A 14,263-nucleotide genomic window follows, 5' to 3' on the forward strand; every position below is an offset into this window, starting at 1 on the left:
GAACAATTATTGTGTTCTGGATATTGCTCTGCGCTTGCGTGCAAAACTGCCTGACTAAGCTTGGCCGTTGCATGTGCATTGGCGGCCACCGTTACGAAAGGGCAAGGAGGGCATTGCGACCCGGCTGGCCATGTAAGGATGCTGACGAATGCCGCGGATTGATGTTCCCGTATTACATCGTGGTTTACGCCCTTTGTTTCGAGTCGCGCTGTGCAGCCAGTTGCTCTGGCCGGCGCTGGCGTTTGCCGACACACCCTACGATCAGATGGTGCGCGACGCCCGTGCCGGGCAAACCACACCTGCGCTAACGGTTTTGCGTCAGGTGCCGCTCGGCCAGTCGACCACCGGGCAGATCAGCGATCACCTGCAGATCGCCAGTTGGGCCGGACTCGACGCCGAAGTGGTGCAGGTCTATGAAACCCAGGGCCGCGACCGCGTGCTGCCGGTTCAGGCGCTGACCGCCACTGCGCGCGCCTACCGCAACCTCAAGCGCTGGGATCAGGCGACTCAGGTCTACAACAAGGCTTTGGCGTTGGAGCCGGATAACGCCGACCTGCAACTGGGCCTGGCCCTGACTCAGGCTGACGCCGGTAAACCCGACGAAGCGGTGAGCCGCGCCAAAGCGCTGGTGGCGGCCAAACCTGATGATCCGTCGCGCCGCCTCGCCTTGGGCTACGCCCTGACCCGTGACAACAAACCTTACGACGCCCTGTTCGAATACGATCAGGCCTTCAAACGCTCCGGCAGCAAACCGGAAGTCGCCCGTGAATACGTGATCGCCCTGCAAAAGGCGCGTCTGCCGGAGCCAGCGCTGCGTCTGGCCAATCAGCGTCCGGGCCTGATCGATCCGGTGACCCTGCGTCGCCTCGAAGGCGATCTGGCCGCCGAGCGCGTGCGCCTCGCCGAACTCGCCACCCGCAGTGAAAAAGAACGCTACGTCATCGCCGATCGCGCGCTGGCCGACTACGACAAACTGCTCGCCAGCTGGACACCCGACGCGACCGCTCACGACGACGTGATTCGCTGGCGCATCGACCGCATGGGCGCGCTCAAGGCCCGGGCGCGTACCGCCGACGTCATCACCGAATACCAGAAGCTGCAAGCCGAGGGCGTGAGGATTCCGACCTATGCCCTGCGCTGGGTGGCCGCGTCTTATCTGGATCAGCGTGAGCCGGAAATCGCCACCGACCTGTATCGCCAAGTGCTGGCGGCGCCGGACGCCGATGTCGGTGATCGACTCGTAGACACCACTGCGCTGTACTACTCGCTGCTGGAAAGCGACCGCGCTGATGAGGCGCGCAAAGTCGCCGAGGACGCTGCCAAATCCCAGCGCCCGCGTGTCGAACTCAAAGGGCTGCCCATTGGCAACCCCAACGATGAATGGATGGACGCCCAGCAACTCGCTGCTCAGGCCGGCACTTACGGTTCCGACTTGCCGCACGGTGAGGAGCGTTTGCAAACCCTGGTCGATCAGGCGCCGGGCAACATCGGCTTGCGCCTCGCTCAGGCCGATCTGTACCTGGCCCGCCAATGGCCGCGTCGCGCGGAAAACCAGCTCAAGGAAACCGAGAGCATGGTGCCGCGCGACATGGGCCTGGAAATCGGTCAAGCCCACACAGCCATGGAACTGCAGGAATGGCGGCAGATGGATGTGCTGACCGACGATGTCGTCGCCCGTTATCCGGACAACCGCCAAGTGCAGCGTCTGGCCCGCGAACGTGAAGTGCATGACATGTCCGAACTGCGCGTCGAAGCCTACGGCGGCAAGGCCAACGGTGGCGGCAGTGGCGATGCCGGAGCCGTCAGCGGCAGCCGCGATTTTGGCATCCAGACCACCCTGTATAGTTCGCCGATCGATGAAGACTGGCGCGTCTTCGCCGGCGTCGGTTATGCCACCGGCGACTTCGCCGAAGGCACCGGGCACCACCGCTTTCAGCGAGTCGGCCTGGAACGCCGCACTCGTGACATGACCCTTGAAGCCGAAGTGTCCAATCACGATTACGGTTTCGGCGACAAACAGGGTGCGCGGCTGGCGATCGCCCGTGACATCAACGATCACTGGCAGTACGGCGGCAGCCTTGAATACCTCTCGGCAGAGACCCCGCTGCGCGCGCTCAACAGTGACATCAAGGGCAACGGCGGCAGCGGTTTCATTCGCTGGCGCGCCAATGAAAGTCGCGAGTGGCGCCTGTCGGTGAGCCCGTCGCACTTCAGTGACGGCAACAACCGCGTCGAAGCCTTGCTCACCGGCCGCGAGGGCGTTTACAGCGCGCCGAACGTGCAGGTCGATGCGGGACTGGAAGTCGGCACCAGCCACAACTCCAAGTCCGATGACGTGCCGTACTTCAACCCCAAATCCGACTTCAGCGTGATGCCGCTGGTCAACGTCAATCACGTGCTCTACCACCGCTACGAAACGGCCTGGAGCCAACAATTCCAGGCCGGCGCGGGGACGTACAGCCAGCGTGAGCACGGCACCGGCGGCATGGCGTTGCTCGGTTACGGCCAGCGCTATGCCTGGAACGACGTGTTCGAGGTGGGCGGTTTGCTCAGTGTGATCAACCGGCCCTACGACGGGGATCGGGAGACCGATCTGCGTCTGCTCGTCGACCTCACTTTCCGCTTCTAGAAGAGTTTGAAGATGCCTTTGATTTCGCGTTTCATCCTTCTGCTGGGAGCGCTGCTGGTCAGCGCCTGCGCCCAGCAAGCTCCGGCCTTCGCGCCGCCGTCCGAGCGTCCGCTGGCGGCCAGCGAAAAACCGTGGCCGAAAAACCACGTGCTCGGTATTGCCTATCACGACGTTGAAGACCGCGATCCTGATCAGGCCGTAGTTGCGGTGCGCACCGAGCGCCTGATCGAGCAACTCGCTTGGCTGCGCGAGAACGGCTACAAACCGGTCACCGTCGACCAGATCATGGCTGCGCGCAAGGGCGGCCCGGAGCTGCCGGCGAAAGCGATTCTGCTCAGTTTCGACGACGGTTATTCGAGCTTCTACACTCGCGTGCTACCGGTGCTGCGTGCCTATAACTGGCACGCGCTGCTGGCGCCGGTCGGCAGCTGGATCGACACGCCGCTCAATCAGCCAGTGGATTTCGCCGGTGCTCCGCGTGCGCGTTCCGACTTTCTGACCTGGGATCAGATTCGCGAAATCTCACACTCCGGGCTGGTGGAAATCGCTGCTCACACCGACGCCAATCACAAAGGTATTTTGGCCAACCCGCAGGGCAACCTGCAGCCTGCGGCGGCCACCCGGCGTTATGACCCAGTGACCAGACGCTATGAATCCGAGGCTGATTTCCAGGCGCGGATCCGCACTGACGTGAACAGCATCTCGGAAAAAATCCGCAAGGTCACCGGCAAGAAACCACGCGTCTGGGTCTGGCCGTATGGCGCGGCGGACGGCACATCGCTGACGGTGGTCGGCGAGGAGGGCTACGAAATGGCCCTGACCCTCGAAGACGGTCTCGACGCCCTCGACAACCTGATGAGCAGCCCGCGCTTTCTTGTCGCTTCGGATCCTGACGGCGAGCGTTTCGCCAACAGTATCGTCGACGTGCAGTCGGATTTCGTCATGCGCGTTGTGCATGTTGATCTGGACAACGTTTACGACCCGGATCCGGCGCAGCAGGACATCAACCTCGGAAAACTGGTGCAGCGCATCGCTGACTTGGGCGCCAACACGGTGTTCCTGCAAGCCTTCGCCGATCCCAAGGGCGATGGCCTGGTGCATTCGCTGTACTTCCCCAACCGTCACTTGCCGGTGCGTGCGGATATTTTTAACCGCGTCGCCTGGCAACTGCGTACCCGCGCTAACGTGAAGGTCTTCGCGTGGATGCCGGTGCTGAGTTTTGGTCTCGACTCGAAACTGCCGCGCGTGACCCGTTGGGACCCGAAAACCGGCATCACCTCGGTGGATCCGGATCAGTACCAACGCTTGTCGCCGTTCGATCCTGAAGTGCGACGGATCATCGGTGAAATCTACGAAGACGTGGCGCGCCTGACCTCGGTCAACGGCATTCTTTACCACGACGACGCGGTACTGTCGGATTTCGAAGATGCCGGTCCTGAAGCCTTGAAAGCCTACGCTGCCCACGGTTTGCCGGGTTCGATTGCCGCATTGCGCGACGATCCGGCAGCGATGCAGCGCTGGACGCGCTTCAAGAGCCAATACCTCATTGACTTCACCAACGAGCTGACCGCCAAAGTCCGTGCGATTCGCGGTCCGCAAGTGCAGACCGCACGCAACATCTTCGCCGAACCGATGCTCAATCCCGAGAGCGAAGCATGGTACGCACAGAACCTAGATGACTTCCTTGTGACTTACGACTGGACCGCGCCGATGGCCATGCCGCTGATGGAAAAACAGACCCAGGCAGAGTCCGGCCCGTGGCTGGAAGCGCTGGTGGCCACGGTCAGGAAACGCCCCGGCGCGCTGGATCGCACGGTGTTCGAATTGCAAGCACGGGACTGGACGAAAAAGGATCAGGCCGACATCGACGGTGCCCTTCTGGCGGACTGGATGGGCCGTCTCAAGCGTCAGGGCGCGACCAGTTTCGGCTACTACCCGGACAACTTCCTCGACAACCTGCCGGACCTGAAAACCGTAAGGCCTGCGCTCTCCAACAAATGGAATCCATAACATGCTGGATAGACTGTTAGCCCTGCTTGTTCTGGCGCTCGTCCTCGGCGTGCCGCTGGGCCTGATCTTCCTGGTGACCGGGCAGTTCTTGATGGACTTCGTGTTCTTCTACCCGTTGTTCATGTCCGGGTTGTGGATCGCCGGTGGCCTGTATTTCTGGCTGCACTGGGAGCGCCACTGGCCGTGGCAGGACGACACCCTGCCGCCGCCACTGGAAGGCGAGCCGCTGATCTCGATCCTGATCCCTTGCTACAACGAAGGTGACAACGCCGCCGACACCATCCACGCGGCGCTGGCCCAGCATTACCCGAACATCGAAGTCATCGCGATCAACGACGGCTCCAAGGACAACACTGCCGAAGTGCTCGACGCGCTGGCCAAGGAAGATCCTCGTCTGCGCGTGCTGCATCTGGCGGAAAACCAGGGCAAAGCCGTCGCATTGCGCATGGGCGCCATCGCGGCGCGCAGTGAGTATCTGGTGTGCATCGACGGTGACGCGCTGCTGGCGCCGAACACGGCAGCCTATCTGGTCGCGCCGATGCTGGATAACGCACGCCTTGGCGCGGTGACCGGCAACCCACGGATTCGTACGCGCTCGACGCTGGTCGGGCGGGTTCAGGTGGGCGAGTTCTCGTCGATTATCGGTCTGATCAAACGAACGCAACGGGTGTTCGGGCGGATCTTCACGGTCTCTGGGGTGATCGTCGCGTTTCGCCGCACGGCGTTAAACCGGGTTGGCTACTGGAGCCCGGACATGATCACCGAAGACATCGACATCAGCTGGAAGCTGCAACTCGATCACTGGAGCATCTTCTACGAGCCGCGCGCGCTGTGCTGGATCCTCATGCCGGAAACCCTCGGCGGCCTGTGGAAGCAGCGTCTGCGCTGGGCCCAGGGTGGCGCCGAAGTGCTGTTCAAGAACATTCGCGGCATCTGGCAGTACCGTCATCGTTACCTGTGGCCGCTGCTGTTTGAATACTGCCTGTCGACCGGTTGGGCGTTTACTTTCCTGTTGTCGGTGATTTTCTGGGGCGTGGGCAAGTTCGTGGTCATGCCAGAGGCTATTGCGGTGGATCACCTGATGCCACCGGCGTTCACCGGACTGCTGCTGGCGTTTGTCTGCCTGGTGCAGTTCGCGGTCAGCATCGTCATCGACCGACGCTATGAGCCGGGGTTGGGCAAGACCATGTTCTGGGTGGTGTGGTACCCGATCGCGTTCTGGTTTGTCAGTCTGCTGACCACGCTGGTCAGCTTCCCGAAAGTGCTGTTCGGCCAACATCAGAAACGTGCGCGTTGGGTCAGTCCCGACCGGGGTATCAAGCCGATTGGTGACGACGAAGAGGAGGTCATCAAATGAAAATCATCCGGACTCGCCAGCGGCCTTTTCTGGTCGTGGTCGATGTGGTGCTTACCGTGGTGGCGTGGGTGGGGCTGCTGTTTCTGCTGATCCGTGGCTTGTGGCCGCTGGTCGAAACTCACGCGGGCGGCCCGCTGATCGATAAATCTGCGTTCGACGCGCTGGGCACCCTGCAGATTTATCTTTGGATTGCCTTGGTCAACGCGGTGATTCTGATTTCCTGGGCACGTTATCAACAGCGCAAGAGTCGCAGTTTCGCGCAACGCCGGTTGCCTTCGCCGGTGATCGACGATGAAGGGTTGAGCAAGAGTTTCAAACTCTGCGATGACCGCTTTCAGAAACTGCGCACGCCCGGGGTGATGACCATTCACAACGATCAGGAAGGCGATATCAGTCACGTGGTGACGCATTTCTGGCCGGTGCAAAAGGAAGAATTGCCACCGCCGCTGGCACCGCTGGAGCACCCGCGCGTGATCTTTCTGCATGCCGAAGATGACGATAATCGCGAACCCCTTACCCGGCTTTGATCGTTCCCACGCTCTGCGTGGGAATGCCTCTTGGGACGCTCCGCGTCCAGTGACGTGCATTCCCACGCAGGAGCGTGGGAACGATCAATCGGCCGCTAATCGCGGATCAGTTCCCAAGCCTCTTCCATCGGCAGCGGTTGCTTCATGCGCTCGGTGAGTAACGCCATCGCTCTTTCTTTCTCGCAAGCCACGGCGGCAACTACCATACCGTTTCTACCGAACAGACCAATAAATGGCGGATGTTCAGGCTCGCCGAGAAACTCCACCTCATCCCAATGCTCGGCGTGGCCGAGGTAGTCGTAGTTCTTGCCGAAATGCCAAGTCCAGAAGAACGGCACGTCGAGGTAACGTTCGTCGCCACCGAGCATGTTGGCGGCAGCGATACGTGCGTGCTGCTGGGCCAGGCGCCAGTGCTCGATGCGTTGTAACTGGCCGTTCAACGGGAACGTGGCGATGTCGCCGATGGCCCACAGATTTTCGCTCACACGCAGGCCATCATCGACGCGCAATGACTGATCTTTTTCCCTCGGCAATGACGCGAAAGCTTCGGTGGCCGGGTGCACACCGATCCCCGCCAGAACCAGATCCGCAGAAAGCCGCAGGCCATTGTCCAGCAGCACGGCCTCTACCTTGTCGTCGCCGATGATCTCGGTGGCTTCGTGTTCGGTGATGAATCTCACCCCGTTCTGTTCGTGCAGCGCGCGGATCGCCTTGCCCACGGCTTCGCCGAACTGCGCAGCGAAGGGAATTGCGTGCCGAGCCAGCACTGTTACGTCGAGGCCATACTGGCGCAGGGCCGAGGCGCATTCGAGAGCGATGAAACTGTCGCCGATGATCACCGCGCGTTGCTCGGGTTTGGCGGCATTCATTATTTGCTCTGCCTGGGCTTTTGAACGCAGGACGAAGACCTGCGGCAGGTCGGCGCCGGGAAATTCCAATGGATTGGGTTCACCGCCGGTGGCGAGCACGGCCGCGTCATAACGCAGGGACTGACCGTCGTTCAGATGCAACGTCTGGTTTGCAGCATCCAGAGAGGTGATTTGTTTTTCCAGTCGCTCGATGCGCTGCTCTTTATAGAAAGTTTCATCTCGCAGCGGCGGCGCTTCCTCGGGTGGCATTTCCCCGGCGAGGACAAATTTGCTCAGCACCGTGCGGTCGTAACCGGCATCGGTCTCGCGGTCGATCATGACGATGCGGCCACCGAAACCCTTTTCCCGCAGCGCCGCTGCACATGCCGTACCAGCGGCGCCCGCGCCGACAATCACGAACGTACGCGAATCATCCGCCGGAGGAGTATGCGCATCGGGCAACGGTTGTTCATCGACCCAAACCTCATCGCCGCGCAGCTCCAGTGGATACCGCTTGAGGCTGTCGAGCGCTGGCGGCTCACATAGTGCGCCGTCTTCTGCGCGAAACGCCGCCTTGTGCCACGGGCAGATCAGCCGTCCGTGACACAACGCGCCGTCAGCCAGCGGCGCCCCGGCATGTGGGCATTCGCCCTGAAAGGCGCGTAACTGCCCACCGGCGCGCAGCAGCACAATCTTGCACTCGCCGATTTCAACTTGCAGGCCACGGTCTTCAGGGACATCGGCGATACGGGCGACACGGTGCAGGGACATGATCGGCTTCCTCGCGGGCATTTCTCTTGTGAGTTTGCGCCGCAGGGCGAGGTTCAGCCATTTGCCACTGCCACGGCACGAACGGTACAGCTATAGTTTGCAGGCCGACGACGGCCCAACTGCACAAGGTGCTCCCGGAATGACCCGATTGACCTCTCTCAACCCCTGGCTGGCGGCCATTGCCGTCACCCTTTGCGTGCAGTTTCCAGCGCAGGCGCAGGAGCGTTTCACCCTGAGCATTCCGGGTGTTTCCGATAACCGCCTGTTTACCTCGGCAGCGGCCAGCGATGCCGCCGGTTGTGGCGGCAAGAACCAGTCGCCGGCCCTGAGCTGGAACGCAGGTCCTGCCGGCACCCAGAGTTACGCGATCGTCATGCACGACCCGGACGGCCAGAAAGGCCTGGGCGTCGATCACTGGATTCACTACGGCATCAAGTCCACCACGCGGCAGATTGCAGCGGGCGTCGGCGCTAAATCCGCATTCGAAGGTGTCGGCGGCACCAACAGCAAGGGCAACACCCACTACATGGGGCCGTGTCCGCCAGTGGGCGACAGTGCGCACCACTACATCATCCAGATCTACGCGCTGGATCTGGCGCCGGATGCCTTGCCGGCCGGTTTGACCCGCGCCGAGCTGATGGAAAAAATCAAAGGTCACGTGCTGCGTAACAGCAGTGCGGTGCGGCGTTATCACCGCTGAAAATATTTTTAGCGGCGTTTAACCCGAACTGAAAGGGCTGCCCGTCTCAGTGGATGAATGATCAATTTCATCCCGAGGTCAGCCCCCATGTCACTTCCTCTCTTGCGTCCTGTTGCGGTTGCTGTGCTACTGGCGCTCGCCGGTTGCGGTGCTTCGTCCACACCCGATTCCGTCGCTGTGCCAGCGCCGGCGCAGCCTGAGGTGCTGGTTCAGCAGGAGGCGGTCATGGCTGACACCTCAATGGCCAAGCGCGCGCTGTACAGGATGCCCAATGCGGGCAGTGCGCCGATGCCGTTGAGTGAAAGTTATCCACAGGGCTATCGCGATACGCAGCGCGAGCAGTATCAGGCGCTGGCCGACAACCCGATCCATAGCGTCGTCGAAACCCCGGTTTCAACGTTCAGTGCTGACGTCGATACGGGCGCTTATGCCAATGTCCGTCGCCTGCTCAATCAAGGCCGATTGCCGCCGGAAGGCGCGGTGCGGCTGGAGGAAATGGTCAATTACTTCCCCTACGAGTACGCGCTGCCCAGCGACGGCTCGCCGTTTGGCGTGACCACAGAATTGGCTGCGTCACCGTGGAACCCGCACACTCGCTTGTTGCGCATCGGCATCAAGGCGTCCGACCGTGCCGTGACGGAACTGGCCCCGGCCAATCTGGTGTTTCTGGTCGATGTGTCCGGCTCGATGGATCGCCGCGAAGGCCTGCCGATGGTCAAAAGCACGCTGAAATTACTGGTCGATCAATTGCGCGATCAGGATCGCGTTTCGTTGGTGGTGTATGCCGGCGAATCGAGAGTGGTGCTGGAGCCGACTTCTGGACGTGAAAAAGCGAAAATTCGTACAGCCATTGAGCAATTGACTGCGGGCGGTTCGACCGCTGGTGCCTCCGGTATCGTACTGGCCTACCAAATGGCGCAGCAGGCCTTCATTCCCAAAGGCATCAACCGCATCCTCCTGGCCACCGATGGCGATTTCAATGTCGGCGTCAGCGACTTCGATAGCCTCAAACAAATGGCTGTGGATAAACGCAAAAGCGGGATTTCGCTGACGACCTTGGGTTTTGGTGTGGATAACTACAATGAACACTTGATGGAGCAACTGGCCGACGCCGGCGACGGTAACTACGCCTATATCGATAATCTGCGCGAGGCGCGCAAAGTGTTGGTGGATCAGTTGAGTTCGACCCTCGCCGTGGTGGCAAAAAACGTCAAACTGCAGGTGGAATTCAACCCGGCGCAGGTCAGCGAATATCGCCTGCTCGGCTACGAAAACCGTGCGTTGAAGCGTGAGGATTTCAGCAATGACAAAGTCGATGCCGGCGAAATCGGCGCAGGACACACGGTCACCGCGCTGTACGAAATTGTTCCGGCGGGTGAAAAGGGCTGGCTGGAGCCGCTGCGTTACGGCAAGTCGGAACCGGTTGTTTCCGGGAAAAGCGGAGAATTGGCGATGCTGCGTGTGCGTTATCAACAGCCTGAAGGTGAGAAAAGTCTGCTGATCGAGCGGCCGATCGCCAATCAGACCGCGCCGGCTAGCGAGGATCTGCGTTTTGCTGCTGCTGTTGCCGCGTTTTCCCAGCAGCTCAAGGATGGCCGTTACACCGGCGACTTCAGCCTGAAAGACACGGAGACACTGGCCCGTGGTGCTCGTGGCGATGATCGCTTCGGTTTGCGTAACGAGTTCGTGCAATTGGTCGAATTGGCGCAAAGTCTGCGCACCTCGATCGCTTCGAACGCGCTGGCCACTGAACGACGGATTGAATAAGTGAGTCGTCTGAAAGGCTTCATCAGTCAGCTGTTTGCCTCGGCAGACAGCTCAACCGCCAGCAGCGATGAGTCGCTGCTGGCGCGTTATCGCGAGGGCGACGGCGCGGCGTTCGAGATCTTGTACGCGCGCCATCGCCAAGGCTTGTACCGGTTTCTGCTCGGATTGAGCGGCAAACCGGAACAGGCCGACGAAGTATTTCAGGAGACCTGGCTGAGCCTGATCCGCAGCAGCAGTCGGCCACAAGGTCGGGCGACCTTTCGTACATGGCTGTTCCAGATCGCCCGCAATCGCTTGATCGATTACTGGCGTAAACACGGCGCCCGACAACCGCTACACGACAGCTATGACGAACAAGCGCATGCCGTCAGCGATGAAGCGAATGATCCCGAACAACTGCTCAGCCTCAGCCGTGACAGCCAGCGCCTGGAAAACGCCCTGCAAAGCTTGCCCGTCGACCAGCGCGAAGTGTTCTTGCTGCGCGCCCACGGCGACCTCGACCTGGCACAAATCGCCAGCCTCACCGAAACACCGCTGGAAACCGTCAAAAGCCGCTTGCGCTACGCCCAGCAAAAACTGCGTCGGCTGCTGGCCGAGGAGGTACTGACATGACTGACGCCCGCCAGACACCCGAAGATCCGCTAATCAAGCATGTGCGTGAACAGCACAATGCCGAACCGCCAGCGCACCTTGATGCGTTCATCCTCAACGCCGCGCATCGTCAAACCCCTGCGCCGAAATCAACCTTGTGGCAACGCTGGCTGGAGATCTGCCGCAAACCACGCTGGCAAGTCGCGTTTGCCAGCCTCGTCGGCGTGGCATTGATGTTGTCGCTGGTACAGCGCGCCCCTGAACCGCTGCGCCAGTACGACTACGCCCCAGCCCCCGAACTTGCCGTACCCATGACCGAAACGGACTCAGCGCAACTGCACCGACTGTCCGCCCCGGCCGGCGCCCTGCCGGCACCTGTGCCGATGATGGAAATGGCCGCGCCGATGCAAGATCAAGCGATCAGCGTCGATGAAACCAAACTCAGCAAACGCGCCGCTGCCCCGGCCAACGGCCTCGACGAACAACTGCGCGAAGTCCTGCGTCTGCGTGAATCCGGCCAATTGCAAGCCGCCGACAGCCTGTTCAACAACCTGCACAAACGCTACCCGAACGCCGATCTCGACGCCCGACTCGAACAGTTGCAGAAAAAATGACCGCCTGATCCCCCAGCCATTTGGCATTACCCCGCAAAAACGCGCACTATCGGGCTATTGCCAATGCGCTGGAGGACAACGTGGCAGCAAAAATTGACCGCATCGCCCAACTGCTCAACTGCCCGGAGAAGGGCGAAGAGATGCGGCGCGCGATAACTGAAGCACGTAAGGAATTTCTGCTGAATCAGCCGGAAGAGGATGTCGTTGATGAAGACGAGGTTTTCGAAGAGGAGGTTGAGGAGGAAGAAGACGAAGATGAGGATTACGATGAGTTTGACTGGACGACGGAGTGACGTCGTCCCAGTCTCTTTGCATCGCCCACAAAAAAGCCCCGGACCATCACAGTCCGGGGCTTTCTCGTTTAAATCAATGGTGCACCAGGCGGGATTCGAACCCACGACCCCTGCCTTCGGAGTCCTAAAAGTCGGCGTTTGGAATCAGTACGTTAGCGGGGATTAGCCGGAAAATCAATGAGTTGAGTTAGCTGGGGTTAGCGGGTTTTCGCCTCGGTTAGCTGGGCGAGTGTGGCAAAAATGTGGCACTTCAACCAGTTAGCCAAACGTAACCACACACACCTAATCGACCGATTTAGTCAGAGTGGTGAAGGGCAGTGAGCGGCCAGAAGTTGGACGGGGCGCTGCACCACCGCTTCGCTTATCAACAATGTTAAAAATTGTCGCTCAGGACCTACAGATCGTCCCTAGTGAGTTGCCGCACTACGATGAGCCTGTTCTGATAAACCTGTAATTTTTACGTGCATAACGAAGCGTAAGCGTCCCTGCCGTGCTGTGTGGTCTGACTATATGGCTTGGCGGCCTACACCAACAGCGGCAGTCCAAGCTCTTTCAGGAACGCGTTGTGTTTGTCTCGTGCCGTCTTTATAGACTCTTCCAGCGCGACCAGCTCGTCATTGACAGCCTTTAACTCAATCTCTTGCTCGATGCTGACGGTGCTGATGTAGCGGGAAATATTCAGGTTGTAGCCATTTTTCTCGATCTCCTCCATTTCCACCCTACGTGCATACCGGGGTTCTTCCTCGCGGAACTGGTAGGTCTCGATAATCTTGGCTATGTGCTCTTCGGTCAGCTGGTTTTGCCGTTTGCCTTTGTTGAAATGTTCCGCCGCGTTGATGAACAACACGTCATCCGGTTGTTTGCACTTTTTCAGCACCAGAATGCACACCGGAATACCCGTGGAGTAGAACAGGTTCGAGGGGAGGCCGATTACCGTGTCGATATGACCGTCCTTGAGAAGCTTGGTGCGGATTCGCTCCTCGGCGCCGCCTCGGAACAGCACGCCATGGGGCAGGATAATGGCCATCACGCCTTGGTCTTTCAAAAAGTGAAAGCCATGCAGCAGAAAGGCAAAGTCCGCAGCCGATTTTGGCGCCAGGCCGTGATTCTTGAAGCGCACGTCATCCGCCATGGCTTCGCTTGGGTCCCAGCGGTAACTAAAGGGTGGATTGGCGACCACAGCATCGAACACTGGTTTTTTCGCCGGGTTCAGCTCGCGCAGAATGTCCCAGTCGTTGCTCAGGGTGTCGCCGTGATAAATCTCAAACTCGGTGTCTTTGACCCCATGCAGCAGCATGTTCATCCGGGCCAAGTTATAGGTGGTGATGTTCTTTTCCTGGCCGTAAATCTTGCCGATGCCATGGGCGCCCATGCGCTTGCGTACGTTAAGCAGTAGCGAGCCGGAGCCGCAGGCGAAGTCCAGCACACTTTCCAGGCGTTTCTTGGTGCCGGTCTTTGGGTCTTGGCTGTCGAGGGTGACGAGGGCGGAAAGGATGTCGGATACCTGTTGTGGGGTGTAGAACTCGCCCGCCTTCTTGCCCGAACCAGCAGCAAACTGGCCGATCAGGTATTCATAAGCATCGCCCAGTGCATCAATATCTGTGGAGAAGTCCGCCAGCCCCTCAGCGATTTTCTGGATGATGGTACAGAGCTTGGCGTTGCGCTCCGTGTAGTTTCTACCCAGCTTAGGGGAACCCAGATCGATTTCTGAGAAAAGGCCTTGGAAGGTGCTCTCAAAAGACTCTGTCTCGATATATTTGAAGCCTGCTTGCAACGTGGCGAGCAGTTCATTGTCCTGAGTGCGGGCCAAATTGGCGATGCTGTTCCACAGGTGTACTGGCTCAATGACGTAATGCACCTTGCGGCGCATCTGTTTCTCGAAGGCGGAGACATCCGATTTGTTCTCCTCATACCAGACTTGTAAAGGAGTTGATGCCCCCGTTTTTAGCAAAACGTCAGTGGCTAGTTCTGGATAGTCTCTCCCAAGTTCCTTCTTAGCCGCTATCTCGTAGTTGTCCGAAAGGTAGCGCAGGAAGAGGAAGGACAGCATGTAGTCGCGAAAATCATCCGCATCCATAGCGCCGCGCAGTTGGTCGGCAATGGCCCAAAGGGTTTGGCCAAGTTGTTTTCTATTGGTGTCATTCATATGCTGGATT

General features: G+C 59.7%; 11 protein-coding genes. 9 read left to right on the forward strand and 2 right to left on the reverse strand.

What is annotated here, in order from left to right:
- Positions 1-148 precede the first annotated feature (148 nt).
- Genes pgaA through pgaD form a run of 4 tightly spaced genes read left to right on the forward strand, consistent with a single transcriptional unit; the run spans position 149 to position 6,523 of the window.
- Positions 149-2,629, forward strand: a complete 2,481-nt coding sequence (pgaA, locus tag PspS49_RS00830) for a poly-beta-1,6 N-acetyl-D-glucosamine export porin PgaA (protein ID WP_160037726.1) — start codon at positions 149-151, stop codon at positions 2,627-2,629.
- Between the two features lie 12 nt (positions 2,630-2,641).
- Positions 2,642-4,639 carry a poly-beta-1,6-N-acetyl-D-glucosamine N-deacetylase PgaB gene (pgaB, locus tag PspS49_RS00835; RefSeq protein ID WP_160037728.1) on the forward strand — a complete coding sequence of 666 codons (1,998 nt, stop codon included), beginning with the start codon at positions 2,642-2,644 and terminating at the stop codon, positions 4,637-4,639.
- A gap of 1 nt (position 4,640) precedes the next feature.
- Complete coding sequence (gene pgaC / locus PspS49_RS00840) at positions 4,641-5,996, forward strand: poly-beta-1,6-N-acetyl-D-glucosamine synthase (protein WP_160037730.1); 1,356 nt, start codon at positions 4,641-4,643, stop codon at positions 5,994-5,996.
- On the forward strand, positions 5,993-6,523 hold the full coding sequence (pgaD, locus tag PspS49_RS00845) for a poly-beta-1,6-N-acetyl-D-glucosamine biosynthesis protein PgaD (protein WP_160037732.1): 531 nt from the start codon (positions 5,993-5,995) through the stop codon (positions 6,521-6,523). The genes pgaC and pgaD overlap by 4 nt, the downstream gene beginning before the upstream one ends.
- 95 nt (positions 6,524-6,618) lie before the next feature.
- Here pgaD and PspS49_RS00850 read toward each other — a convergent pair whose 3' ends face one another.
- Positions 6,619-8,142: an FAD-dependent oxidoreductase gene (locus tag PspS49_RS00850; protein WP_160037734.1), complete on the reverse strand. Its 1,524-nt coding sequence runs from the start codon at positions 8,140-8,142 to the stop codon at positions 6,619-6,621.
- Between the two features lie 139 nt (positions 8,143-8,281).
- On the opposite strand from PspS49_RS00850, the gene PspS49_RS00855 reads away from it, so the two are divergent.
- The 5 genes from PspS49_RS00855 to PspS49_RS00875 all read left to right on the forward strand — a co-directional run bounded on the left by PspS49_RS00855 (position 8,282) and on the right by PspS49_RS00875 (position 12,107).
- The gene (locus tag PspS49_RS00855) at positions 8,282-8,842 is read left to right on the forward strand and encodes a YbhB/YbcL family Raf kinase inhibitor-like protein (RefSeq protein ID WP_127925385.1); all 561 of its coding nucleotides are present in this window, start codon (positions 8,282-8,284) and stop codon (positions 8,840-8,842) included.
- Between the two features lie 87 nt (positions 8,843-8,929).
- Positions 8,930-10,609, forward strand: coding sequence for a VWA domain-containing protein (locus tag PspS49_RS00860; RefSeq protein ID WP_160037736.1), 1,680 nt, complete (start codon positions 8,930-8,932; stop codon positions 10,607-10,609).
- Positions 10,610-11,221, forward strand: a complete 612-nt coding sequence (locus PspS49_RS00865; protein ID WP_160037738.1) for an RNA polymerase sigma factor — start codon at positions 10,610-10,612, stop codon at positions 11,219-11,221.
- Complete coding sequence (locus tag PspS49_RS00870) at positions 11,218-11,814, forward strand: hypothetical protein (protein WP_160037740.1); 597 nt, start codon at positions 11,218-11,220, stop codon at positions 11,812-11,814. The genes PspS49_RS00865 and PspS49_RS00870 overlap by 4 nt, the downstream gene beginning before the upstream one ends.
- Positions 11,815-11,834: 20 nt before the next feature.
- Complete coding sequence (locus PspS49_RS00875) at positions 11,835-12,107, forward strand: hypothetical protein (RefSeq protein WP_174245036.1); 273 nt, start codon at positions 11,835-11,837, stop codon at positions 12,105-12,107.
- Between the two features lie 523 nt (positions 12,108-12,630).
- Here PspS49_RS00875 and PspS49_RS00880 read toward each other — a convergent pair.
- Positions 12,631-14,253 (reverse strand): type I restriction-modification system subunit M, encoded by a 1,623-nt coding sequence (locus tag PspS49_RS00880; RefSeq protein ID WP_160037744.1) that lies wholly within the window; start codon positions 14,251-14,253, stop codon positions 12,631-12,633.
- Positions 14,254-14,263: the final 10 nt, after the last annotated feature.

It is taken from the genome of Pseudomonas sp. S49, assembly GCF_009866785.1.
GTDB lineage: Bacteria > Pseudomonadota > Gammaproteobacteria > Pseudomonadales > Pseudomonadaceae > Aquipseudomonas.